Genomic DNA, 25,169 nt, shown 5'->3' on the forward strand with positions numbered 1-25,169 from the left:
TTTAACTTTTCTTGTTTTTGATATCTTATGGAACAAACTATACATCTTTTAATAATTGATGATGATCACGAAATTGTAGATCTGCTCTCTCAATTTTTGCAAAAACATCATTTCAAGGTTTCCTATGCATATAATGGGGAGCAAGTGCGCCAAATTTGGAAAAACAATCATTTTGACCTTGTGATTCTCGACCTTATGCTACCTCAGGAAAGTGGTTTCGAGATAGCCCATTGGTTAAGAAAAAAAGCTGATATTCCTATCATTATGTTAACCGCTATGGGAGACGAAGCAGATCGGATTATCGGGCTAGAACTAGGTGCCGACGATTATATGGCAAAACCTTTCAACCCAAGAGAATTACTGGCCCGTATCCATGCCGTTTTGCATCGTTCACAACGTAAACAATTCGCTCACAACCCCTACATACAGAAAATCATCCAGTTTGGAGACTGGAAGGTCAATTTACTTCACAGACAGCTCTTGAATCCTCAAAATGTTGAGGTTTCCCTGACAAGCAAGGAATATGACCTGTTAATTGCTTTAATCGAACATGCTCCAGAAATTGTTACCCGGGAAACTTTATCCGAAATTCTATATGGGCATCAGCTTCCTTCCACCGATCGTACAATTGACGTTACACTAAGCCGATTGCGTCGAAAACTGCAAGATGACAGCCGCCAGCCAAAAATAATTAAAACCGTTCACCGAGGGGGCTATTTGTTGGCCCTACCCATTCACTATGTCACAACATAAACCAAGAAAGTGGCATTTATGGCCCTATTCTCTAGCAGCTCGTACAGCCTTGATCTTAATCATTGGGATGGGTTTGATCGAGGCATGTGGCTTGTTAATCAATACTTTGGATCGACTAGATTTCAATCGCCTCACCCAAGAGCAGGAAGCTGTAAATCGCGCAACAGCTATTTATCGTGATATTTCGGAAGTCGATAGCAAGGATCGGTCCGATGAGATTAATGATCTAGATCCAATACATGGATTTACCATTTTTCTTTCAAACGAACCCAATCTTAAAAATGTCAATCTCCCTTCCCCTAAATTGGAACAAACTGTTTCCCACCTTCTTACAACAATCTTGTTCCCACCCGAATTACGTCCAACCAAAATTATTGCCACCTCTGATCCAGACAAACATAAAAATGCAATCGCATTTCAGTTACCAGATGATAAACAATGGTTAAACATCATATATGAATTAACCACACCAAACCCTTTCAAATCAGCAACGTTTCCGATCAGCTTTTTTATCATGGCAACAGCAACAAGCCTGCTTACTTTGTGGAGTGTTCGACGATTAATTGCCCCTGTCAGTACATTAGCCGCAGCAGCGGGAAGGCTGGGACAAGATGTCAATGCCACTCCTCTTGTTGAATCTGGACCAGAAGAAGTTGCCCAAGCCGCACGGGCATTTAACGATATGGCACGGCGTATAAATCGTTTTGTAAATGATCGTACACAACTTCTTTTGGCAATTGGTCATGATCTGCGCACACCGATTACACGATTGAAATTAAGATCTGAATTTATCAATGATAAACATTTACAAAAAAAATTTATCTCAGATCTTGATGAACTTGAAAAAATGATTGATGCGACCCTGGCATTCGGACGTGACAATACACATCATGAACCTGTTATCAATCTTGATTTAACAAGCCTGATTGAAACCCTTATCCATGAATTACAGGAAACCCATCCGGATAAAATTGATCAAATCCGTCTTCACCATCCCTTACCCAATTATACAATCAAGGCTCGTCCGATCAACCTAAAAAGAGCCCTACAAAACCTAATGAATAATGCGCTTAATTATGGAGGGAATGTTACTGTATCGCTAACCTCAAAACCTCCCTTCCCATCACTTTATAACCAGAAAGACAAACATATCTTCATATTGATCGAAGATGATGGACCCGGATTAAAACAGGAAAATCTTGAATATGTTTTTGAACCCTTTGTCCGTATGGAAACAAGCCGCAACCGTTCTACAGGAGGGACTGGACTGGGACTTTCAATCGCAAGAAATATTATTCGCGGACAAGGTGGAGATATTACTTTACATAATCGTATTCCTCATGGATTATGTGCAGTCGTTATGCTTATAGAATAACTTTCCCGAAACGAATTTCGTTACATTAACCTCAATCTATACAAATATAAAACATTTATTTATTTTATGCTCAAACATCTTTATGCACGCGCCTTACAACTCGCCGCAAGTCAGTATGCGATATTCTGGCTTATGCTTACCGCGTTTTCCGAGGCAAGCTTTTTCCCAATACCGCCGGATATTCTCCTTTGTCCAATGATTCTCGCTAAACGATGCAAAGCATGGCTATATGCAACAGTTACAACTTTAAGTAGTGTTGTCGGAGGGTTATTGGGATGGATAATAGGTGCTTTTTTACTTCATTATCTTGCAATGCCCATCATTCATTTCTATCACGCAGAACAGCAACTCATCAATTTGCAGGATAAATTCAATACATATGGCGTATGGATTATTCTAATCAAAGGATTAACACCGATCCCCTATAAATTCATCACCATTACTGCCGGTGCGGCACATTTTGCCCTGATACCCTTCCTGCTCGCAAGTTTAATTACCCGAGGCTCCCGTTTTTTCCTGGAAGCTGTTCTACTTTATTTTTTTGGATCATCTATTCAGGATTTTATTGAAAAGCGATTAATATGGGTAACCAGTTTTATCTGCTTATTGCTTATATCGGGTATCATCGCTTTTAAATATATCTAACTATAACATTTATTTCTTAATTTTCAGACCTTTTTGTAATGCCTTGACATATTCCTTAACTTGTTGGTCAGATAAAACAAACCCAAGTGGACCAAACCCTGGATGTTGAAAAGCAAGCAAAGTTTCTGCTTTTTCAATATTCTTCTGAATTGCCCATTTGGTTTGATATGCAGGTTTGATCTGCGCCCCGGTTATTTCAGCTATTTTTTGACCTTCTGCCATCATCCATCGAACAGATCCCAAAGCTTGAATAAGATTGTCCAGTTCCAGCTGATTTAATTCTAATTGACCGGTTACGCCACTATCAGGTGAAAAAGTTAAAATTGTTTTTTTACGGTCTTCCGTAATCCGTATATTCACATCAATAGCCATTTGTAACCCTCTTTATCCCTCTAAAATATTTTATATCTATAAAATTTAAATTAATGAATAGCTTTCCCCCCCCATATCCACCAAGAATATTTTGAGGATAAAATCTCCGCCGCTTTTTGTGCTTGCTCAACCGTTTCAAATAATCCAAAACAAGTTGCACCCGATCCACTCATTCGTGCCAAGCGACAGTGGGGTAACATCCTAATTTCTTCCAAAACTTTTTCAATTTTAGAATTTAGTAAAATAGCAGGCTCCTGTAAATTATTATCATAGGTCGTTATATCATGAATAAATGAATTAACATTATCGAAACTATTTTTCAAATTAACTTTGTCAAAAATAGAAGATTGACGCTTCTTAAACACTTCCGCCGTTGACACCCCTTCTCCATGATTCACTAAAATCATGCCAAAAGAGGGAATTTCTATATCCCTTGAAATGACTTCACCAATTCCCTGCATGCGTTGTGTGACCGGATTAAGACAAACGGGAACATCTGCCCCCAATTGTAATGCAATCTTCTGTAATAAATCATTGTCAATTACAAGATTCCAATAACGCATCAATAACCGTAAAGTAGCCGCTGCATCTGAAGATCCACCACCAATTCCTGAGGCGACAGGAAGATTTTTAATCAGTTGGATTTTAACAGGCTTTAAAGGTTGTTTTGTACATGCTGCAAGTTTATAGGCTGCTTTAACAATCAGGTTATCGTCCTGATTTTCCTGAGATAACTGCGATACAAATTGCCCCGTTATTTCAAGCTCGACAAGTCTGTCCTCTTTACCTGAAACTGGAAACAGGATCAATTCATCCCCTACATCAGGAAAAACAACCAGACTATCCAGAATATGATATCCATCAGGACGTTTGTCCGTCACATGCAAAAAAAGGTTTATTTTGGCGTACGCTTTTTCTATAAACATTGAATCTTTTTTCAAATAGTGAAATTACCTAGTGGTGAGAGGACAAGAATTTATTTTTTTTGGCTTTTTGTAATGCATTCAATATTAAATTTCTATTTTCAGGATTTGGATTGCAAGTCAAGGCTACATTCCATTGATTAATCGCCTCTTGATAGCGTCCAACCTTCCAATAGGCAACCCCTAGATGGTAATTTAATTCAGGATCCTGTGGAATGGTCTCGGCAGCCAGCTCCAACTGTTGTATGGCTAAAGCTGTTTGATTATTCAAAACCATAATCCAGCCTAAACTATCACGGATTGCCCCTTCATCCGGTGCAATATCAATGGCTTTCTGTAGCATTATCTGGGCTTTCTGCAAGTTTTTATGTCTTAGTGCCCATGAATAACCCAGATAATTCAATAAAATTGGCTCATTTGGTGCCAATTTTAATGCCATTTGTAGATCCTGTTCAGCTTTTAACCATTGTTTTTGTTTTTCATAAGCAACCCCTCTTATGAAAAACATTGTCCAATCATATTTAGTTTTGTTTTTCTTTAACTGAATGACTTTACTGTAGATTTGAATGGTTTTTGGATAATTTTTCTGATCAAAATAAATATCACCCAACGTTTGCCATAAACTAATTTCTTGTGGGTAATCCTTTAACAATTCTTCCAAGGATTTTTCCGCCCGAGAATAATGTTTTAATAATGCATCATAACGGGCAAGTTGTAATTGTATATTGGTCTTTAACGGATCATCCGGATTAACGGGAAATAAGATTTTACGGGCCTGTTCAGGGTGTTTTTGTTCCGCAAGAATGCCCGATAACATAATTTTGGCTTCAGAAAGATTTGGATTGAGCTGTAAAGCAAACCGTAAAAATATCTGTTCAGTATGAAGGGCAACCTTATACGAAATTTTAGCCTCCCTGTCATTTTCATCAACAGTCTGATTGGCCAAATCCTGCTGAATCAGGGAGGCCATTGCCAAGTAAACCTGAGCAACCGCCCCTTGAGCATCATGCACTGGAAATTGAGAAAGATTGCGACGTAAATTATTTTTTGAAATGGATAAAAAAGGCAAAATATCAGTCAAATTATCGACCATTGCCTCCGCTTTTCCAGCCCGATGATGCTGATAAAGCCAATTTCCATAAGCCCGCATTAACAGCAAATCCGCCCCGGGAAAAACCCGGTAGGCTTTTTCAAATAAAATGCCAGCTTTTTTATCATGATGTGATAAAGTTTCCGCAACGCCATAATGAATTAGAAAAACTCCACTAATAGGCGTATTAATTCCTTTTTCAAACAGAGCATTTGCCTGATCAATCTGACCAGCACCATATAGGCACCATGCTTGCAACAATAAAAACGTCATCTGACCCAATGGATCACCAGGAGGAGAAGTAAAATATTTTAATGCCTCTTTCCAGTTTCCCTTAACAATTGCATCATTTCTTAATACCAGAGCGGAAATTGGATCTTTATCTTCTTGTTTTGCCAAATTTACTGCGGCTGGATTGCCGGCGATCACACTATAGTAAAATGCCCTTTCACGTGCATCCGTGTTTTTTAGATCATGATTAAACACATTATTATAAAATTTTGCAGCGGTCACATTATCATCGGTCTGCGCCGCATAATAGGCAGACAGATAATCCCCATACCCGCCCCTTTGATGCACCAAGGGAATAACAAGCTCTGGATCCTTTACAATTACGGACGCTTTAGATGTCGAGCTCATCCCAGCAATTAGAGAAAAAGATAAAAGCATGGTGCGTAGAAAGCGTGGGCATTGCATAATCACTATCTTCTCAATAAACTGAAATCTTAGTATATAAGGTTTCGTTAACCATCATTATATTCATCGTAATCTAAAATGTATGACCATTTATCATTGTTACAGCTATATTCTGAATGGGGTATAGATGAAAATTTAACTTCAGTAAGTATCAACCATTTAGAAAATAGAAAACCTATTCCTACTCTTCCTTTACCTAAAAAACAATCTGTTTCAACGAAAATTATAACAAAAACAAATCGACACTCCGCTTTTCAAACCAATAATTTACAAGAAATAAACCAGGCTATCTTGGAATTCAAAGACTGTTCGCTTAAAAACACAGCCATGAATACAATACTTTCTGTTGGAGATCCAAAATCCCATATTTACATTATCGGGGATGTTCCCGATGCCGATGAAGATCGTAGCGGAAGGGTTTTCGCAGATACGGGAAATTTCTGGCTTGAACAGATGCTTGATAACATCGATATTTCTCTTGATGCTTGTTTTCGTATTCCGCTTGTTCCATGGCGCCCCCCAGGTGGACGACAAATATCAACGAATGAATTAGAACTTTGCCTACCTTTTTTATATAAATTACTAATCCTGTATCAACCTAGATATATCCTGACAATTGGACAATTACCTGCTAAGACCTTACTAAAAACCCCAGTCAATTTTAACCAGCTAAAAAATCAATGGCATTCATTCACATACTCTGGAATTCCTAACCCCATCCAACTTTTTCCATTACACCATCTTTCCCAAATTAACATTAATGCCAAGATCCGCCAGGTAACCTGGAAAAATCTCCTTTACATTCGTGCCACCATAGATAAAAACACTTGATTGAAACATTATATATATTTCAGCGATAATATTTAATTACCTAAAATAAATAACTCTTGAATTACATGACACTCTTTCCTAATTAATATGTATTATGCAAGGGACAAACATTCTTTCCCCTTTGGCTGTCCGGGCTTTATTGGCAAGCGCAGCCTTGTTTGCAGGCGTATCAACTGTATCCATACGGGCAACTACGCCGAAACAGTTAGATCAGCGTGAAGAAACAATCATTACACAAGCTAGAAATATTATTCAAAATGGTAATGGTCGTGTCAGCTTTCCTCGTCCGTTAAATTCAATGGATGAACAGCGTATTCGCTATATATTTGATCTACAACGCAAAGGGGATTTCACAACGGCTCAATCTGAAACAATTCAGATTTCAGACAATTTGTTGCTCGGCGATATTCTTGCCGAGCGTTACCTAAACCCACATTTTTTACCAAATACAGGGCAATTAAAGTTATGGCTAAAAAATTTTGCATCTTATCCTGATTCACCTGATATTCAAAAGCGTCTGAACAATCTTGGCGCTATTAAAGTATCAATTCCCCTCAATCAGAATCTACCTATTGATAACAACAATAATGTCATGGCTTATTTGCAAAGCCTTGATCATCTTAATTTCGAAACCAATTCCTTTAAAAGAAATCCTTTGTTGGATCAAACTGTTCGTGAACGCAGCGCATCAGGTTGGCAAGGAGCGAAAAGTGCCTTACAGCTTATTCAACAGACACGCGGAATGAATAATCTATATGCCGCACAATTACAGGCAGAAATAGCTCAACAGCTCTTTGCAATGAATTATTCAGATCATGCCTATCAACTGGCTAAAAATGCGTTTAAATCATCCAATTACCGCATTGGTTTGGCTGGATATGTCGCTGGATTAATTGCCTGGAAAAATAATGATCTTGATCAATCCTTGAAATTTTTTGCACAGGCTTCAAAGGCAGATATTATCACTACCAATATTAGAGCAGGTACTTATTTCTGGGCTGCACGTTCATGTCTAAGAAAGGAAAATAAACAGGAATATATTATCTGGTTGCGCAGATCGGCTTCGTTTGTGCATACCTTTTATGGTATTTTGGCCAACCAGATTCTAAAAGAAAACGATCATGATACTTCAACAGAGAAGACTGATTTTCATCCTTTACTAAATTTCCTTAAATTTTCTTCTACAACACTTTCTCAAGTGGATATCAACACTATTGAAGCCACTGCTGAGGGAAAAAGGTTTTTTGCCTTACTACAAGTGGACGAAAAAAAACGGGCTGAGATTATTTTAAAACAGATATGGATGAAAAATAGAAAGAATCTTGCCCTTTTGCATTCCATTCAATTGATTGCAAAAACCATAGGCGCAAACGATTTATCTAAACAGCTTGTTGAGATAATTGCACAAAATGAAAATCTTCTCGATCACAATAAAAGCTTACCCTTACCCAATTTACATCCAAGGAATGGCTACAGAATCAATCCGGCACTTATCTATGCGTTGATTCGTTTAGAATCAAATTTCAATAGCAAGGCTGTTTCAAATACAGGGGCACGTGGCCTAATGCAAATCATGCCTATGACAGCAAAATATATTGCAAAACAAAAAAATAACGTATCGATTCATCGTTTGGATGAACTGCAAAATTCCGCTTTAAATTTGGAAATCGGTCAATTATACCTTATCCATTTATCAGGACTTTATAATAAGAAAAGCTATGATATGCTTCCAAAAGGGGGAAGCCTTATTCATATGCTGGCCAGTTATAATGCCGGACCTGTAATAACCTCAAAATGGTTGAATTCAGCTGAGAATAACCAAGATCCATTACTGTTCATGGAAACAATTCCCATCAAGGAAACAAAAAACTATTTGCATAAAGCACTGACTTTTCTTTGGATTTATTCTGATAAGCTTGATTTACCCTCTCCTTCCTTAAAGGCTCTGGCTCAAAACAAATGGCCTAAATTTACAAATGAAGTAAAATTGGCCCAAGCCATTACATTACATTAAAAAAAAAACCTTTTCTTTTTTTTAAGAAAAGGGATTTTTAAATACCTACTAGTTTTTTGCCACAGGTTGTCGGCTTGCCTTTACACGAGTAACCCGACGATTTTCCATCTCCAAAACCTCAAAAAGCCAACCGGAAAAAACAACCTTGTCACCTGTAACCGGGACTCTTCGTAAAAGTGCCAAAATCAATCCGGCGACTGTGTGATAACTTCCTTCCGCAGGTAAATTCCCTAAATCCAGCTGATCCCTTACTTCATCGACCTGAGTCGTCCCTTCCAGTAAATATTCATTACTTATCCCTGACTCAAGACGGGGGGCATCCAGAGACTGATTGATTTCACCTACAATTATTTTAAAAATATCCGAAACTGTTACAATTCCCTCAAACGAGCCATATTCATCAAGAACCAGTAATATTCCTAATAAATCACCCCGTAATCGTTCCAGAGCGTCCAATGCAGACATACTATCCGGAACAACAAGAGGACGCTGTAAACAGGCATTAATTGACAAGCTGTTTTTATGTAAAAGCTGGCTGAACAAATCATTAACCAAAACCACACCAACAGGATTATCAATTCCATTCTCACAAACAACCAATCGTGTATGTGAAATATTGTACAAAGCCTGTTTCAATTTGTCCCCTGAAATAGAACGATCAATCCATATAATTTCATTCCTTGGACGCATAACAGCCCTGACAGGTCGGTCAGCCAGTCGTAACAAACGTTCAATCATATCCCGTTCTTCAACTTCCAGCACACCAACCTTGGCCCCCTCGGCAATGTAGGCCCTTAATTCCTCTTCTGTTACAGAAACAGAAATTTTATTATGTTTTCTTAATAATTTCAAAACGCCTTCAGAGGATTTACTAAGGACCCAAACTGCAGGAGAGGCAATTTTTGAAATTATTATAAATAGCCAGGACAGGCGGACAGCAATGACCTCAGGCTCTAGTAACGCTAACTGCTTTGGAACCAGTTCCCCAAAAATTAGCATAAAAAAAGTAATAACCAAAACAACGATAAGAATCGACAAGTCATCTGCCCAGATTTTGATTAACGAAAATTGTTCAAGCCAATGCCTTAGAAAATTTTCAATACGGGATCCGCCAAAGGCTCCCTCAAATATTGAAACCAGCGTAATACCAACCTGAATAGTGGGTAAAAAACTTTGTGGTTTATCGATTAATCGTAAAGCCCCTTCAACACTCTTCATCCCTTGATGTTGCATCGCAACCAACCGGGCTTTTCGGCTTGATATTAAAGCAAGCTCGCCCATAGCGAAAATACCATTCAAAAAAATCAAGCATAAAATAACAATAATTGAAACAAGCATTTACTTAAATCCAATAAATGTAATCATAATAAAAAACAGAAATTACAAAAATAATCTAACAAAATTGTTACTAATAAAAAATAATAAATCTGTTATACTTATTTTTACTTTGAGTATGATTTAACATTTTTATTTTTATTTCTGTAATAAATTTGTTCCTTACACAACTATTAAAAAAGGCAAGCTTGAAAAACTAAGCTTGCCTTTCCTTTTATTCCACAAAAGATACCAATGTATAATCAGGCTTCCTGAACAGCCACCTTTTTAACACGACGAACTGCTGTCCGTTTTTTAACTGAATCTTTAGGCAGTTTCTTCATTAATTCCGCCACCTGTTCATTATAATCATATTTTGCCTGTCTCTGTTGTGACAAATCTATTTCGGGTGCCATCACACCTTCAACCTTGGGCCCTGTTAAAGCAACCTGAGCAATATGCCATGGACGTTTGATCGCATCCTTAACAGCGGTAGCTTCATATCCGGAATGAACCATGCAATTGGCGCATTTTTCATAATTACCCGTACCGTACTGATCCCATTGAGTTTCATTCATCAATGCTTCAAACGTCGGTGCATAGCCTTCTCCCAACAGATAGCATGGACGTTGCCATCCAAAAACTGTTCTTAAAGGCTTACCCCAAGGAGTACAGTGATATTGCTCATTTCCAGCCAGAAAATTCAGGAATAATGGTGATTGCGTGAAACGCCATTTATGTCCCTTTCCCAATCTGAAAATTTCACGAAATAATTTTTTGGTATTTTGACGGTTCAGGAAATGTTCTTGATCTGGCGCCCTTTCATAGGCATAGCCAGGAGCAGTCATAATACCATCAACCCCCAACTCCATAACACTGTCAAAAAATGCCGCTACACGATATGGATCGGCATTATCAAACAGGGTGCAGTTGATTGAAACCCTGAACCCTTTAGACTTGGCAAGTTTTATTGCTGCAACGGCACGATCGTAAACACCCTGCTGACAGACAGAAGCGTCATGCATGGACTTGTCACCATCCAAATGAATATCCCATGAAAAGAATGGAGATGGTTTATAATCGTCAATCTTTTTTTCAAGCAACAATCCATTAGTACACAGATATACATACCGTTTACGAGCGATCAATCCCTCAATAATCTGTGGCATTTCCTTATGCAACAAGGGTTCACCCCCTGCAACTGCCACGACAGGGGCGCCACATTCAGCATCAGCATCCAAACATTCCTGCACACTCAATCGCTGATTCAATATCTCAGCAGGATAATCAATCTTTCCGCAACCAGAACAGGCCAAGTTACAACGTAATAAAGGCTCCAACATCAAAACGAGTGGATATTTTTCACGTCTTTTTAGATGTTGTTTAACAACGTAGCTACCGACTCGTACTGCCTGCATCAGAGGAACAGCCATTTATCTAAGCTCCCAAACCGGTTTAACCGATATTAACATATAATAAATGCGTCATTCATAAGATAAATGACCCTTAACAACAAGAAAAAAATATTATTAGTAAAAAACGTACTTTACGACAAAAACGTTTTATTTTAAATTTCAAAAGCCTTGCCGTCTCTCTTTTTCCTTCTTTAAAGTAACAATTTACTTTATAGATGTGTTCCTCAAGCAACAAATTTAATATCTCGTTTGAAAAAAAAGATAAAATCAGCCATAAAAGCTTAATAAAAAAGTGTAATATATTGTTCGCTTTTTATCCTTTTTTATTCATGAAAGGTGATAGATTTTACATAACGTGTATTTGAATATCATCTAAACTCGAGTATAAGCTAAAAAACTTAACATTTATATTAAGCTATTATGTAACAGTTACGGACGAAATATAACATGGATGAACAAACCGAAACGCCTAAGAACAAAGAAAATCTTATGGAAAATGAATCGGCCAATCATTTAAAATCCATTCCTACTTATGGACGTTTCCCTTTATTAGACCGCGTTCATACCCCAACAGATCTCAAAAACCTTTCCATTGAACAGCTAGAACAGTTAGCCAAGGAATTACGTGCCGAAACAATTGATGTCGTTTCCACAACAGGTGGACATTTAGGAGCCTCTTTAGGTGTGGTTGAACTTACTGTTGCATTACATGCCGTTTTTGATACACCAAATGATTCACTAATATGGGATGTTGGTCATCAGGCTTATCCCCACAAAATATTAACTGGTCGTCGTGAATTTATTCGTACATTACGTCAACCTGGAGGATTATCAGGCTTTACAAAACGTTCAGAAAGTATATACGACCCTTTCGGAGCCGCCCATTCCTCAACCTCGATCTCGGCAGGATTGGGTATAGCTGTTGCAAACCATTTTAAGGCCAAAAAAGATCCAACATATGATGAACGCAGTGTTATAGCAGTAATCGGTGACGGATCCATTTCAGCTGGTATGGCCTATGAGGCCATGAATAATGCTGCCGTTGCTGGGCCAGGTGCAGAACGATTAATTGTTATCCTGAACGATAATGAAATGTCCATTGCCCCACCTGTCGGTTCAATGTCCGTTTATCTATCGCAGCTTCTCTCATCACGTCATTTCTTGGGGCTAAGAGATCTTGCCGCCAGAGTCGCCAGCAAATTACCCGAGAGTCTTGAAAAAAAAGCAAAACGGGCCGAAGAATATGCCCGCGCTTTAATGACGGGCGGGACATTGTTTGAGGAACTAGGTTTCTATTATGTGGGACCAATTGATGGACATAATTTACAACAACTGGTTCCTGTCTTAAGAAATCTGCGCGATGCCGAACATATCGGTCCAGTGCTTTTACATGTCGTAACCCAAAAGGGACATGGATATAAACCAGCTGAATCTTCAGGCGATAAATATCATGCTGTCTCCAAATTCAATGTCATAACAGGAAAACAGAATAAAGGACCGCCCGGACCACCATCGTATACCTCGGTTTTCAGTAATGAACTACTGAAATGCGCTGAAAAAGATGACAAAATTATTGCCATAACCGCTGCGATGCCATCTGGTACAGGATTAGACAAATTTGAACAGAAATTTCCCGAACGCTATTTTGACGTCGGCATTGCTGAACAACATGCGGTTACATTTGCTGCAGGTCTGGCAACCGAGGGGTTAAGACCTTTCTGTGCTATATATTCCTCTTTTCTGCAACGTGCCTATGATCAAGTCATGCATGACGTTGTCCTGCAGAATTTACCTGTTCGTTTCGCCATTGATCGCGCTGGACTGGTTGGGGCTGATGGGGCAACCCACGCTGGTACCTTCGATATTGCATATTTGGGGTGTCTACCAAATATTGTTATCATGGCTCCCAGCAATGAAGTTGAATTAGTTCATATGACAGCAACCGCCGCAGCTTTTGATGAAGGTCCAATCGCCTTCAGATATCCGCGTGGCCCTGGTATTGGTCTTTCTTTACCGGCAGAAAGCCAAATTCTTCCAATTGGTAAAGGAAAAATCATTCAGGAAATGGGAGAGCAGACTGGTGATGAAAAGGGGGGAATTGCCATCTTGTCTTTCGGAGCCCGTTTGGCAGAATGTTTAAAAGCTGCCGAAACCCTTAAACAATATGGATTGCCCCCTACAATTGTCGACGCTCGTTTTGCTAAGCCTCTCGACAAAGGATTAATTGATCAGCTGGCTAGAAACCATAAGGTTCTTATCACTATTGAGGAGGGATCAACAGGCGGATTTGGGGCATTTGTCATGCAACATCTTGCCCAGAACGGTCTTTTAGATCATGTAAGGTTCAGGCCCATGGTTCTACCTGATTATTTCATTAACCATAATACCCAAACCGCGCAATATATTGAGGCAGGTTTAGATGCTCCATCTATTGTCAAAATCGCTTTAAAAGCTTTAGATGTACCTTTGGAAATTTAAATATAAAAAGTTTAGGTAGATTCAACTATGAAATTTCATCGTTATATCCTGTTATGCAGTGTTACAGCCTTTATAGGCTTTAATTCTCCAATCGCAATTCATGCAAATGATACTGCCGTCCGTCCTGTTTCTGTAACCGGATCTGATACAGAAAATTCCATTAAAACACCTGTTGTCAATCTGTATCGCATCCTAAGCCAACTTCAACAGTCCAAGCAAGCCCCTGCTGAAAAAGGTATGACCGCTCTTAGAAAAGTTTTAAATGATTCCTATGATTTCTCTTCAATTTTAAGCAGTACAGTTGGTTATCGCTACGATTCATATTCCGAAGCTGAAAAAGAGCAGCTTTTGCAAGCTTTCACTAATTATACAGTTGCACGGTATTATTCCAGTTTTGCCAAAGAAAAAGGTACGGGATTTAAAATTTTACCAAATGTTAAAAATGCAACGACAAACGATGATAAAATTATTAAAACCAGGGTTGGAGACGCAAATGATATGGGATCAGCAACAGAAATCAACTATCTGTTGCGTAAAACCCCACAAGGATGGAAAATTGTCGATGTGTTGCTGAATGGTCATATCAGTCAAATAGCCATTCAACATGGTGACTTTAGTTCGACCTTGGCAAAAGGTGGCAGTCAAGGATTGATTGAAATGTTAAACAAGAAAACACAATCCTTCATGTCAAAAAACAACTCCTAATCTAACAGTCTATATGTTTTGGTCCTTACAAACGAAAATTAAATTAACACGAATTTTATCCATTTGTACATTACTGGGGTGCATTCAATCTGGAATCAGCTGTCTGCTTATCTATTTCTTTAAAAAAAAAATCAAAAACCAAAAAAAATATACAGCCCCCTCTTCCCTTCCCCCAGTAACAATCTTAAAGCCTTTGGCTAATACAGAACCCCTCCTTTATGAGGCTTTACAAAGTTTCTGCGAACAGGATTATCCAGATTTTCAATTAATTTTTGGCGTTCAAGATAAAAAAGACCCTGCAATTGAAATTGTTCATCATCTACAGAATCAATATCCCAATCGCAATATTAAACTGGTTATCAATCCAAAAATTCATGGGGTAAACCGCAAAGTATCAAATTTAATAAACATGTTTGCCTACGCAATCCATGACTGTCTACTTATTTCAGATTCCGATATTCACACACCGCATCAGAATTATTTAAGAGAAACCATTCCCTTATTGGATAATGACAATGTTGGACTGATAACCTCTTTATATAGTGGATTACCTTATGAATCCTCTATTGTCCAAATGCTGGCCAGTGCTCATATCAATTATAACTTTATGCCGGGCGTGATACTTTCACGCTATCTGGGCCGTCAGGATTGTTTTGGTGCCTGTGTTGCAATCAAACGGTCCATACTTATGAAAATTGGCGGATTAAAAGCTCTGTTACCCTATATTGCAGATGATGCAAAACTTGGAGAGCTTATCAGAAAACAAAATTTAGAGGTTGTTCTTTCACCTTCCATCGTTAAGACAACTGTTTCTGAAAATACTTTTCAAGCTTTATATAAACATGAGTTGCGCTGGAATCGTACCGTTTTTACAGTGGAACCCCTTGGTTTTACATGCTCTTTCATCCAGCTTCCCCTATTCTGGATTTCTCTTGCTGTTTTACTAAACCCTTTGAAAAAAAAATCATGGATTAATTTTTTAAGCTGCTGGATTTTTCAATCTATTTGTTGTTTAGTGATCAATAAAAAGATTAAACTTGACCTTAAGTTAATTCCTTTCCTGTTACCCCTAAGGGACTGGATCTCGGCTTCTATTATGATGAGAAGTATTTTCAAAGAAGATATTGAATGGCGTGGACAAAAAATGACTTTTAAAAAAAACCAAGGTTCCAATAGTTAAACGATAGTGATAGATAATTGAACCAATTAAGTATTTTTAAACAACCATAATAAAATAGAAAAAATCAAAGGATTAGTTCCATCATGATGAAGACTCTGTTTCTACAACCCCCCTCCTTTGAAGGTTTTGATGGAGGTGCAGGTTCCCGCTACCAAGCCAAGCGCGAAATTAAATCATTCTGGTATCCAACTTGGTTGGCCCAACCGGCAGCCCTTATCCCGAACAGTCGCCTGATTGATGCGCCCCCTGCAAGAATGACGATGGAACCCATTCTTGCTGATGTTAAAAACCGTGATCTGGTAATCATGCATACTTCTACCCCATCCTTTTCATCGGATGTCAAGGTTGCAAAAATGCTCAAGGATGCAAATCCTTCCCTCAAAATTGGCATGGTCGGTGCGAAGGTTGCTGTTCAACCCCAGGAAAGTCTCGAAAAGAGCGATGTTATTGATTTTGTAGCCCGGAATGAATTTGACTTTACATTGAAAGAAGTCGCAGAAGGTCGCGATTTCAAAGATATTGACGGCATATCCTGGCGGGATGCAAATGGCAAAATTGTTCATAATAAAAACAGGGCAATAATTGAAAATATGGATTCCTTGCCTTTTGTTACCGAAGTTTACAAAAGGGATCTTCATATTGAAGATTATTTCATTGGATATTTAAAACATCCATATCTTTCCCTATATACTGGCCGTGGATGTAAATCACGCTGCACGTTCTGCCTGTGGCCACAAACAGTAGGTGGACATCGTTATCGTACACGAAGTCCAGAACATGTCGCGGCAGAAATTCGTTTGGCTCAACAATATTTTCCACAAGTTAAAGAATTTTTCTTTGATGATGATACATTTACAGATGATCTTCCTCGTGCGGAGGCAATCGCTCGTGAATTGGGAAAATTAGGGGTGACCTGGTCCTGTAACGCCAAGGCGAATGTTCCCCGTAGCACCTTGAAAGTGTTAAAGGATAATGGGTTGCGCCTATTGCTGGTTGGTTATGAAAGCGGAAATCAGCAAATCCTGCATAACATTAAAAAGGGAATGCGAATCGAGGTTGCACGTGAATTCACAAAAAACTGTCATGAACTTGGAATTAAAATCCACGGCACCTTTATTCTCGGTTTACCAGGAGAGACCAAGGAAACAATCCAGGAAACAATCAAATTCGCCACTGAAATCAACCCTCATACTTTACAGGTTTCCCTAGCCGCTCCATATCCAGGAACATTTCTGCATCAACAGGCACTTGAAAATGGATGGCTAGATGAAAATAATGCGGAATTGATTGATGAACATGGCGTTCAGATCGCCCCTTTGCATTATCCTCATTTATCTCATACGGAAATTTTTGATAGCGTTGAAACATTTTACAAGAAATTTTACTTTCGCGCTCCCAAAATAGCATCTATTGTAGGAGAGATGATCACCAGCCCACAAATGATGAAACGTCGCTTACGCGAAGGCGTCGAATTTTTCCAATTTCTCCGAGATCGCCATACATCATAATAAACAATAAAGAAATTTTGTGACAAGAAAAATTCTTATTTCAGCAGATGATTTCGGTTTATCTGTCGAGGTCAATGAGGCAATTGAAATTGCACATCGGCAAGGGGTTCTGAGTACCGCGAATCTTATGATTGCAGGCGATGCAGCTGAGGATGCAATCATAAGAGCCAAAAGAATGCCAAATTTGCAGGTTGGATTGCATGTTGTTGTCATTGAGGGAAAATCAATTTTGCCAAAAAGTGAAATTCCACTTCTTGTCGATGAAAATCGTCTTTTCCCCTCACAACAACTTAAAATGGGAATCAACTACTTTTTCAATCAACACATCCGTAGACAACTGGAAAAGGAAATCAGGGCTCAATTCGAAACCTTTAGAAAAACAGGACTGGCTCTTGATCATATCGATGTGCATAAACATATGCATCTTCACCCAACCATTGCTCAGCTTATTATAAAAATCAGTCATGATTATCGGTTGCAACGAATAAGACTTCCCAAAGAACCCGTTAAGACTCTCAGATCCATTGATCAGACAACCAATCTAGATAATACAAATAACTTGCTGGTTTATTATTGGTGCAAACTTCTTGAAGAACAGATCAAAAAAGCCGGGATGAAATCTTTTGATTGGTGCTTTGGCTTATCCTGGTGTGGGCATATGACATTTGACCGTATCCAGAAATTAATCCCGTCCCTACCACAAGGTAATTCTGAATTGTTTTTCCATCCTGCAACCACAAAAACGGGATTATATAATCAACTTATGCCTCAATATGAACCTGAAAAGGAGCTGGAGACCCTCTGTCACCCAGACTTCCCCAAGCTGCTTCAGGAACATGGCATTCATCCAATTACTTGGAAAAACATTTAAAATATCTCAACGGATAGCTGTTTCAATCCAGCCTTTCAATTTTTCCTTTGGTAAGGCTCCTACCTTGGTTGATAAAGGCTGTCCATCTTTGAACAAGATAAGGGTTGGAATTCCCCTAACTCCATAATTTGTTGGCACCTCAGGGTTTTCCTCGACATTAACCTTGGCAACAACTAATTTACCTTGCATTTCTTTTGCTAATTCTTCCAAAACTGGAGCAATCATTTTGCAAGGTCCGCACCATTCCGCCCAAAAATCAACCAGGACGATTTGATCGGATTTCAATACATCCTGTTCAAAACTTTGATCTGTTACTTTTTTAGTAAATTCGCTCATTTCCACCTCATAACTTTTAAAATAATCTTCATATCTACTAAATAGATGACTGTCCTTGATGTCAAATATTATTAAGATTGTCTATATCTGTGCCGGCAAATATTTTTCAAGTAAAGCAATGGGCAATTTCATTATTTTTAGAGCATCTGTCCAAATCAGTAACGGCTCAATTTGATGATATGGATAAATTTCCTTTAATAAGATCCAATAAGATGCCATCTGCCTTAAATAAATTTTGGATACCATCTCAACAGTATCCGGCACTTTTTGACCGGATTTAAAATCACATAGTAAAATTTTATCCGATAAAATACGCATACGATCAATCTGACCCGTAATGACAAGATCATTGACAATACCTGTTACAGGTTGTTCAACCAAACTATCAGAATCAAACAATTTTTGTAATTCTGGATTATTAATCAACTGGATAACTTGATGAACAATTTTATCCAATTCCTGACCGGATAGTTTAACATTTTCTCGCTTGAACCATTGATATGCCAAGTCATAACGCTTTTCACAAGGGTAATTTGGCAAATATTGTAATAAGGCATGAATGACTCGACCACGATAAAAAGGATCTTTTTTCTTTCTTGTTTTAACCGGTGATATTTTAGAAGGAACCTCACCAAATATTATCCCGTCTGGTCGACTTGGAATATAATGGGGTAATATGACATTTTCATCAGGTAACGCAACAGCCTTTCCTTTTTGTTGCAACCATTTGGGCAAAATTATTGATTTGCTGGATTGATTTCCAAAATCATCCGGTGAACAATTCATATTGTATGAAAGGGAATTACTTTTATTTTCTATAAAATGATGTGTTCCTTCCCAAATTTCTTGGAAAAAACAGGCCTGCAAATCAGGCAACTGCTTCATCGCCTTTTCACAATAATCATACCAAGTGTTTTCAGTTTTTTTATTTTTGGATTTTTGCCAGCCACAAACCAATAACCATTCACTTGCACGCGTTAAAGCAACATAAAGCAGACGATTGCTTTCTTCGGTATCCAATTGCAATTTAAATGACCTATATTCTTTACTTTCCCTAATATCGCAATTTTTATTTGGAACATATAAAGGGATTTTGATATTCTTTTCCGCATCCTCTTTCCAAACCAGAACCTGATCAGATTGAAATCCGCCCTGTTTAGATACGGGATTCACGGTATCAGGTAAAATGACTAAACGCCCCTGCAGTCCTTTCGCACCATGTACCGTCATAATCCTAACCATATCAAGGTCTGCTTCCGCCTCGTTTTTTATGGTACGTTCGGATTGTTTCAACCAATATAAAAAACCCTGTAAAGATGGGATATGATTATCTTCATATTGCATTGCCTGGAAAAGTAATTCATCAATCGCCTCAAGTGCCTCTTCCCCCAAACGGGCGAGAAATCTTTCCCGTCCACGATGTTCCCCCAAAATCTCAACCAACAAGGCATAGGGCGTAACATAATCCACTCTGACAAACAATTTTGAGAGCATTAACCATGCCTCCTGCCAGTCTTTCCTTTCCAAATGCCGAATAAACAAGGCATTCCACAAAGTCTGGCCTTTTATTCTTGATCCGGCAAGCTCCATAAGACTTTCTTCATCCAATCCCCCCAAAGGTGATTTTAAGACACATGCCAAGGTCAAATCATCCTGCGGCAATAAAAGCACCTCACAAAGTACCAATAGATCCTGTACGGCTATTTGATCAAGCAATTGTGTTTTAACCAGATTGACCAATGGAATATTTTTCATTTTCAGAGCCCGGATCAAGGCCCGTGAAAAATCAGATCGTTTCCGGATTAAAATAAGAATATCACCTGCCCTGATGGGACGCCCACCATAAGGTGGTACCCTGCCGATCTGTCCCTTAATCCAATCGGCAAGACATTCAGCCAAAATCATGTCAGGTGTTGAATGATACTGATTTTTCCTCAATGGTTTCCATAAGGTTTCCAAATCCTCCTTTTCCATATCATCCATCATCGCTAATGGCCATATATCAACCCGCCCGGGAGCAGATATCTTCGCCGAACGATGCTGGCGAAACTGATCCATTGATAAATTATCCCAGACGCCTGTTAATCCATTTTCAGGCAAAAAAACCTGATCTACGAAATCAAGAATAATCTGACTGGAACGAAAGGAAACCCGTAATTGGGGATCCGCCCATAATTCACCTGCCTCTTTTACCTTTTTTGATATTTTTTCACGAAAATTAAAAAATTCCTGTGGCTTTGCCCCCTGAAAAGAATAGATGGATTGTTTGTAATCTCCAACGGCAAAAATCGTTCTGGAATGATACGAAACAGGATCCTTACCCATTCCCGCAAAAAATTCAGACAAAATATTATCTGCAATCCGCCATTGTTCAGCCGAATTATCCTGTACTTCATCCAACAAAATATGTTCCAAACCGCCATCGAGCTTGAACAAAACCCAAGCGGCACCAGGATTATCAAGCAAATCCAAAGTGTAATTAATCAAATCACTGTAATGCAAAACCCCTTGGGCACGTTTAATATCTTGATAATGTTGCCAAATTAATGAAAAGACATTCAAAAGAGCCCCTGTATATTCATAAATGTCATAGCGATTGATTGTTTCAGCAATCTGATACATATAGTCAGCCTGTTCATTCAACAAAACTGCAATCGCGTTATTTTCCCCCTTATTGACAGTAAAATTTTTAACTTGACCATTTTTTTTAAGCAAGGTCTCCTGCATTATATTCCATTGGACAATTCGTTGATCGCTCGAAAGATCAAACCATCGAATACAGGATTCTATTGCCGCTCTAGATTTTTTATTTTTAATATCCCGATTCAGTTCCAGACATTTTCTAATGTCCTTTTCTGCTGGCCAGATTTCACATACACGAGCTAAATAATCCTGTTTATTGGAAAAATCCAGCTTTAAACATGAACGTAAATAAGCGGAAAATTGTCGCTGTTGAATCAAACGTAAAACTGGCTGTAAATATTGCTGATTTTGTTGTAGTTCCTGTAAAAGCTCCAAAAAATGATTATTATTGATTAATGGGCTTAAGACCTGAATATCATGATCAGAAATTTCATCAATTTTTTCGTTAAAAGCCCTTTTGAAAGTTAATAAATTATCACCCTCCTCAATAACCTTGAACTGAGGAATAATTCTGGCCTCCAAAGGGAAACGCTGCAGGATAGATTGACAAAATGCATGATTGGTTTCAATCCGCATACCCCCTGGTAAATCCAAAATTTCTGCAAACAATGCCCGAGCCGCTTTGCGCATCTTATCGCACGGATTGATTTGTAAATCGAGCAAAGCCCTATCCAGTTCTTGATTCGTATAGCCAACCCATTCACTTAATTTTTTTTGCAACCGAATTGCCATTTCGGCAGCCGCGGATTTGGAATAGGTTAAACATTGGATCCGCTGCGGTTGTATACCGGGATGAATTTTACCCTTTTTATCAGTCCATGGCATCATTAACCGTAATAAACGATCAACAAGAAGTTTTGTTTTACCGCTTCCTGCCGATGCGGATACAAAAACTGAATAATGCGGATTAGAGGCATCTCTTTGTTGCCTGTTCGCTTCTTCAACAGGATCTGAAAAAGAAAACTGCCGCTGCATCATGATCCCCCAGTTCCCAATCCCCATTCAAGAAAACGAGCCAAATGCTTATAATCTCCAAAAACAGGCAGGGTTTGTACATATTCTTTTATTAAATGAGGACGTGGACGGGATAAATAAGGCTGTTCCTGGTCACAATAGGCAATAATCAGCTTTTGAAGAACTTGCCAGTATCTTTCGCTTAAATTTGTGGCATCCCCTTCTTTTTGAATATTATCTATATGGATTTCCTTACCTTCCTCTATTCCCCCCTTTAACTCCCAATATGTAAATTTTGAAATTTCATGTTCAGCCAGACTTTTATCAAACCCGCCATAATAAGCCATTGCCGCTTCCAAGGGTAACTGTGGAAACAATCCGTTCTTCACATTTATACACGCAGGGGTAACACCTGTTTTGTAATCATATATTTCTACAGTTCCATCCGTGTTTAGCTGTATTCGATCCGCAATACCCCGTAAGGTGAAGTCAATTCCTGCGGTCAACTGAAAATAATGATGGCCTTCTTTTTCAAGATAAAACTGAGGAAGCATTCGACTATTACGACGTGACTTTTCCTGCTGGTAAACCCAATGGGCAATTTTTAATAACCGTGCATGCCACCATTTTTTATAAGAAATTAAGATATCCTGACGTTTATCCAGTACATCCAAAAGAGTCTGCTCTATTCCGCTTAGCGTCCATTGTTTGCTATAATTTTCATAAACATTCTTTAACCCTTCATGAACTATCAACCCAAAAATACTGGTTGATCGATCTTCCTCCAAACCAACAATTTTTCTTAAATTAAGTATTTTTTTCGCATAAATCTCATAAGGATCCTTTATCCATCGCTCAACATCAGTTATGGAAATGGATTTTGGACGCAACGCCGGCAAAGGTTTCGGAGAAGGACATTCCATTGGGGTTGGAGATCCATCTGGTTGATCAAGATATTTTGTCCACAACAAAGCCGGATGCTGCTGAATCACACTCTTACGCCCCTTCAACCACGCCTTAAGACGGACAATCCAACGTGATTGCACAACTGGCGCATTTTCCTGTCTTAACGGTGAAGACAAAATCACTTCTGGTATCGAACAACACAAAGCCATAAAAGCATAGGCTGTACGACCTATTTCAATATCCGGCAGTCCCATCCCCATTTTTTCACGCATCGGGCGGCTTAGCCAAGAACCAGAATCAATGGAGGGTGGCCATACCCCTTCGGATAATCCCCCTAAAATTACCATATCAACATTCTGCAACCGTGCTTCAAGCAATCCCCAGATATATACCCTTGGATGAAGCTGTCTAACTTCTCTCCCTTGTAGGGCACGGCGCGTGTGAACAATTAATCCTTGAAACGATGCCCTGAAAATGCTGGCAAATTCAGATAAAGTAACCACCTTTATATATTCAGTTTCAACAATAAGATCTCTCAAATGCTCGGCAAGTGCATTTCCCTCTTCAGCCTTCCATAGAATATCCTCTCCATTCTGTTCTTGATTAGAGGCAAGCTGTTCCGCAGCTCTTGCCAAATACGTCACCCATTCGCCAACCGTATATTTTGTAGTTTTTCCCAACAGAGTTTGCACATTCTGTTTCAATCGATCCAGCAAGCTGACCAATTCAGATGAGTTGGAAAAAAAATATGCGATATCGGTTCTTAGGGTATCCTTATCTAACAGCTTAATTTCTTCGATTTTCCGCTTCAATGCTGCTTGAATGACTGATAAACCAGAGGCTGCAAATTGTCTTAGAATAAAGATCTCCAGCAAACGGCTATAATCACGGCATAAACTGGCAGGCAATCCACAACAAGCAAATGGATGTTTAAGTAAGGATAATAAAGATAAAGGGGTAAAATCCTCGACACAAGCTTGCAAAATCAAATTTAAAAAGACTGTGCCGGCCGTTTTATAAAGTGGTTCACCAGCACTATCATCCGCGATAACCCCCCACCGTCCCAGTTCCAGAGAAACACGCATTGCCAAATTACGATCAGGTGTAACAAGTGCAATTCTTTTCTGTGGAATTTCCAGGGCATCTCGAATCATTAACGCAATGGCTATTGCCTCTTGCTGCTGATTGAGCGGTTCAATTAAAAAACATTGATCCAAATGTACAGGACGCCGGTTTATTAACCAGCTTTCCAAACGGTCAGCAGGTAATAAAATTTGCTGAAATGCTGATATACGCTCTTTACAAATTGGTTGAACACATATATGATCCCAGTATTGAAAATCAGAACGCTTAATACCTAATGCCGAAAACATTTTGACAAGTTCGGCGTAGGGATGCGTGATAGGCAAAGCATTCCAGCTTTCCTCTGACAAATCCTCCTGTAACCCGGAAACAATCAAACGTCCGCGTGGCAATTGAACAACCGTGGACAGAAATTCAACAATAACGGGCCTTGCATCTGCAAATCCGACCACCCAAACTGGATCCTGGCATCCAGAATTCCGCCAACTTTTAGCCTGGGCTTTTAAAAGAGCTATTACCCTTTCTACGGGATTCATCAATTGATTATCCTGTAACCATTGAGGCCATATCTCGGTTATAATTGATAGAAATTTTAGAATATTTTGCCAGTGCTGTGCATATTCATCCTCAACCGCTTTTGATAAAGCCGTCTTTAAATCACATCCAATCCATTCCGCCTCATCCATTAAATCAGCCAGGGATTTAGCCAAGTTCCAAGCTTCACCAGCCTGAATTTGATTACCAAGCTCATGATTCATTTGTATAATTAACGATGTCAGAATTGATAATCTTTTTACAGGATGAACTGCGGGAAAAAGTATCAGTTCCTCTTTGCTATTAAAAGATAATCCTGCCTCATCTATAGTGCCAATGGAAATAATTTTGGGTAAAAGCAGCGGTTTCCCTTTATTAACTTTAATAAAACTATTAATTAACGCTTTTACGGTTCTCTGATTGGGAACAATAACCATTCCACACGGGTAACCCCCTTGAGAATGCATTTCCTCCATCCATTTTTGAGCAATCGTATCCAAAAATACTGCATTAAAGGGGATCGTGATATATTTAGACATTTTC

At 38.8% G+C, this 25,169-nt stretch carries 18 protein-coding genes; 10 read left to right on the forward strand and 8 right to left on the reverse strand.

What is annotated here, in order from left to right:
- The first annotated feature begins 27 nt into the window (after positions 1–27).
- The 3 genes from GN303_RS07570 (at position 28) to GN303_RS07580 (ending at position 2,773) form a co-directional block, all read left to right on the forward strand.
- Positions 28–753 carry a response regulator gene (locus GN303_RS07570; RefSeq protein ID WP_110438546.1) on the forward strand — a complete coding sequence of 242 codons (726 nt, stop codon included), beginning with the start codon at positions 28–30 and terminating at the stop codon, positions 751–753.
- Positions 740–2,128, forward strand: coding sequence for an ATP-binding protein (locus GN303_RS07575; protein WP_110438547.1), 1,389 nt, complete (start codon positions 740–742; stop codon positions 2,126–2,128). The genes GN303_RS07570 and GN303_RS07575 overlap by 14 nt, the downstream gene beginning before the upstream one ends.
- 66 nt (positions 2,129–2,194) lie before the next feature.
- Positions 2,195–2,773 carry a YqaA family protein gene (locus GN303_RS07580; protein ID WP_110438548.1) on the forward strand — a complete coding sequence of 193 codons (579 nt, stop codon included), beginning with the start codon at positions 2,195–2,197 and terminating at the stop codon, positions 2,771–2,773.
- A gap of 9 nt (positions 2,774–2,782) precedes the next feature.
- Here the strand turns inward: GN303_RS07580 and GN303_RS07585 are convergent, their stop codons facing one another.
- The 3 genes from GN303_RS07585 to GN303_RS07595 are packed head-to-tail and all read right to left on the reverse strand — an operon-like array spanning position 2,783 to position 5,854.
- On the reverse strand, positions 2,783–3,145 hold the full coding sequence (locus tag GN303_RS07585) for a hypothetical protein (RefSeq protein WP_110438549.1): 363 nt from the start codon (positions 3,143–3,145) through the stop codon (positions 2,783–2,785).
- Positions 3,146–3,195: 50 nt separating this feature from the next.
- Positions 3,196–4,071, reverse strand: coding sequence for a 4-(cytidine 5'-diphospho)-2-C-methyl-D-erythritol kinase (locus GN303_RS07590; RefSeq protein WP_110438550.1), 876 nt, complete (start codon positions 4,069–4,071; stop codon positions 3,196–3,198).
- Between the two features lie 28 nt (positions 4,072–4,099).
- The gene (locus GN303_RS07595) at positions 4,100–5,854 is read right to left on the reverse strand and encodes a tetratricopeptide repeat protein (protein WP_110438551.1); all 1,755 of its coding nucleotides are present in this window, start codon (positions 5,852–5,854) and stop codon (positions 4,100–4,102) included.
- A 78-nt stretch (positions 5,855–5,932) separates the two neighbouring features.
- Between GN303_RS07595 and GN303_RS07600 the strand changes: the two genes are divergently transcribed.
- Both GN303_RS07600 and GN303_RS07605 read left to right on the forward strand, forming a co-directional pair.
- Positions 5,933–6,685, forward strand: a complete 753-nt coding sequence (locus tag GN303_RS07600; protein WP_110438552.1) for a uracil-DNA glycosylase — start codon at positions 5,933–5,935, stop codon at positions 6,683–6,685.
- 94 nt (positions 6,686–6,779) lie between these two features.
- Positions 6,780–8,699 carry a lytic transglycosylase domain-containing protein gene (locus GN303_RS07605; RefSeq protein WP_110438553.1) on the forward strand — a complete coding sequence of 640 codons (1,920 nt, stop codon included), beginning with the start codon at positions 6,780–6,782 and terminating at the stop codon, positions 8,697–8,699.
- 48 nt (positions 8,700–8,747) lie between these two features.
- On the opposite strand, the gene GN303_RS07610 is transcribed toward GN303_RS07605, so the two are convergent.
- The gene (locus GN303_RS07610) at positions 8,748–10,037 is read right to left on the reverse strand and encodes a hemolysin family protein (protein WP_110438554.1); all 1,290 of its coding nucleotides are present in this window, start codon (positions 10,035–10,037) and stop codon (positions 8,748–8,750) included.
- 239 nt (positions 10,038–10,276) lie between these two features.
- Positions 10,277–11,446: an adenosyl-hopene transferase HpnH gene (hpnH, locus tag GN303_RS07615; protein WP_110438555.1), complete on the reverse strand. Its 1,170-nt coding sequence runs from the start codon at positions 11,444–11,446 to the stop codon at positions 10,277–10,279.
- A gap of 471 nt (positions 11,447–11,917) precedes the next feature.
- Here hpnH and dxs point away from each other — a divergent pair, with 471 nt between their 5' ends.
- The 5 genes from dxs to hpnK all read left to right on the forward strand — a co-directional run bounded on the left by dxs (position 11,918) and on the right by hpnK (position 18,170).
- Complete coding sequence (gene dxs, locus GN303_RS07620; RefSeq protein WP_110438629.1) at positions 11,918–13,906, forward strand: 1-deoxy-D-xylulose-5-phosphate synthase; 1,989 nt, start codon at positions 11,918–11,920, stop codon at positions 13,904–13,906.
- A 27-nt stretch (positions 13,907–13,933) separates the two neighbouring features.
- Positions 13,934–14,611, forward strand: a complete 678-nt coding sequence (locus tag GN303_RS07625) for an MlaC/ttg2D family ABC transporter substrate-binding protein (RefSeq protein ID WP_110438556.1) — start codon at positions 13,934–13,936, stop codon at positions 14,609–14,611.
- Between the two features lie 13 nt (positions 14,612–14,624).
- Positions 14,625–15,791 (forward strand): bacteriohopanetetrol glucosamine biosynthesis glycosyltransferase HpnI, encoded by a 1,167-nt coding sequence (hpnI, locus tag GN303_RS07630; RefSeq protein ID WP_110438557.1) that lies wholly within the window; start codon positions 14,625–14,627, stop codon positions 15,789–15,791.
- An 83-nt stretch (positions 15,792–15,874) separates the two neighbouring features.
- Positions 15,875–17,299: a hopanoid biosynthesis associated radical SAM protein HpnJ gene (hpnJ, locus tag GN303_RS07635; protein ID WP_110438558.1), complete on the forward strand. Its 1,425-nt coding sequence runs from the start codon at positions 15,875–15,877 to the stop codon at positions 17,297–17,299.
- Between the two features lie 19 nt (positions 17,300–17,318).
- Positions 17,319–18,170 carry a hopanoid biosynthesis-associated protein HpnK gene (gene hpnK, locus GN303_RS07640; protein WP_110438559.1) on the forward strand — a complete coding sequence of 284 codons (852 nt, stop codon included), beginning with the start codon at positions 17,319–17,321 and terminating at the stop codon, positions 18,168–18,170.
- Positions 18,171–18,176: 6 nt separating this feature from the next.
- Here hpnK and trxA read toward each other — a convergent pair whose 3' ends face one another.
- From trxA to addB, 3 genes are all read right to left on the reverse strand, one after another.
- The gene (gene trxA / locus GN303_RS07645) at positions 18,177–18,506 is read right to left on the reverse strand and encodes a thioredoxin TrxA (protein WP_110438560.1); all 330 of its coding nucleotides are present in this window, start codon (positions 18,504–18,506) and stop codon (positions 18,177–18,179) included.
- 81 nt (positions 18,507–18,587) lie between these two features.
- Positions 18,588–22,151 carry a double-strand break repair helicase AddA gene (gene addA, locus GN303_RS07650; RefSeq protein ID WP_110438561.1) on the reverse strand — a complete coding sequence of 1,188 codons (3,564 nt, stop codon included), beginning with the start codon at positions 22,149–22,151 and terminating at the stop codon, positions 18,588–18,590.
- A complete protein-coding gene (gene addB / locus GN303_RS07655; protein ID WP_110438562.1) occupies positions 22,124–25,165 on the reverse strand; it encodes a double-strand break repair protein AddB in 3,042 nt (1,013 codons plus the stop codon). Before addB ends, addA begins: the two co-directional genes overlap by 28 nt.
- Positions 25,166–25,169: the final 4 nt, after the last annotated feature.

Source organism: Commensalibacter melissae (assembly GCF_009734185.1).
Classification (GTDB): domain Bacteria; phylum Pseudomonadota; class Alphaproteobacteria; order Acetobacterales; family Acetobacteraceae; genus Commensalibacter; species Commensalibacter melissae.

Bases quoted from the DNA above. Each gene is read 5' to 3' on its own strand.
- GN303_RS07570 (WP_110438546.1), top strand. From the start codon at position 28: ATGGAACAAACTATACATCTTTTAATAATTGATGATGATCACGAAATT.
- hpnI (WP_110438557.1), top strand. From the start codon at position 14,625: ATGTTTTGGTCCTTACAAACGAAAATTAAATTAACACGAATTTTATCC.
- addB (WP_110438562.1), bottom strand. From the start codon at position 25,165: ATGTCTAAATATATCACGATCCCCTTTAATGCAGTATTTTTGGATACG.
- GN303_RS07575 (WP_110438547.1), top strand. From the start codon at position 740: ATGTCACAACATAAACCAAGAAAGTGGCATTTATGGCCCTATTCTCTA.
- GN303_RS07585 (WP_110438549.1), bottom strand. From the start codon at position 3,145: ATGGCTATTGATGTGAATATACGGATTACGGAAGACCGTAAAAAAACA.
- addA (WP_110438561.1), bottom strand. From the start codon at position 22,151: ATGGGGATTGGGAACTGGGGGATCATGATGCAGCGGCAGTTTTCTTTT.
- hpnH (WP_110438555.1), bottom strand. From the start codon at position 11,446: ATGGCTGTTCCTCTGATGCAGGCAGTACGAGTCGGTAGCTACGTTGTT.
- GN303_RS07580 (WP_110438548.1), top strand. From the start codon at position 2,195: ATGCTCAAACATCTTTATGCACGCGCCTTACAACTCGCCGCAAGTCAG.
- GN303_RS07590 (WP_110438550.1), bottom strand. From the start codon at position 4,071: ATGTTTATAGAAAAAGCGTACGCCAAAATAAACCTTTTTTTGCATGTG.
- hpnJ (WP_110438558.1), top strand. From the start codon at position 15,875: ATGATGAAGACTCTGTTTCTACAACCCCCCTCCTTTGAAGGTTTTGAT.
- GN303_RS07625 (WP_110438556.1), top strand. From the start codon at position 13,934: ATGAAATTTCATCGTTATATCCTGTTATGCAGTGTTACAGCCTTTATA.
- GN303_RS07595 (WP_110438551.1), bottom strand. From the start codon at position 5,854: ATGCAATGCCCACGCTTTCTACGCACCATGCTTTTATCTTTTTCTCTA.
- GN303_RS07600 (WP_110438552.1), top strand. From the start codon at position 5,933: ATGTATGACCATTTATCATTGTTACAGCTATATTCTGAATGGGGTATA.
- trxA (WP_110438560.1), bottom strand. From the start codon at position 18,506: ATGAGCGAATTTACTAAAAAAGTAACAGATCAAAGTTTTGAACAGGAT.
- dxs (WP_110438629.1), top strand. From the start codon at position 11,918: ATGGAAAATGAATCGGCCAATCATTTAAAATCCATTCCTACTTATGGA.
- GN303_RS07605 (WP_110438553.1), top strand. From the start codon at position 6,780: ATGCAAGGGACAAACATTCTTTCCCCTTTGGCTGTCCGGGCTTTATTG.
- GN303_RS07610 (WP_110438554.1), bottom strand. From the start codon at position 10,037: ATGCTTGTTTCAATTATTGTTATTTTATGCTTGATTTTTTTGAATGGT.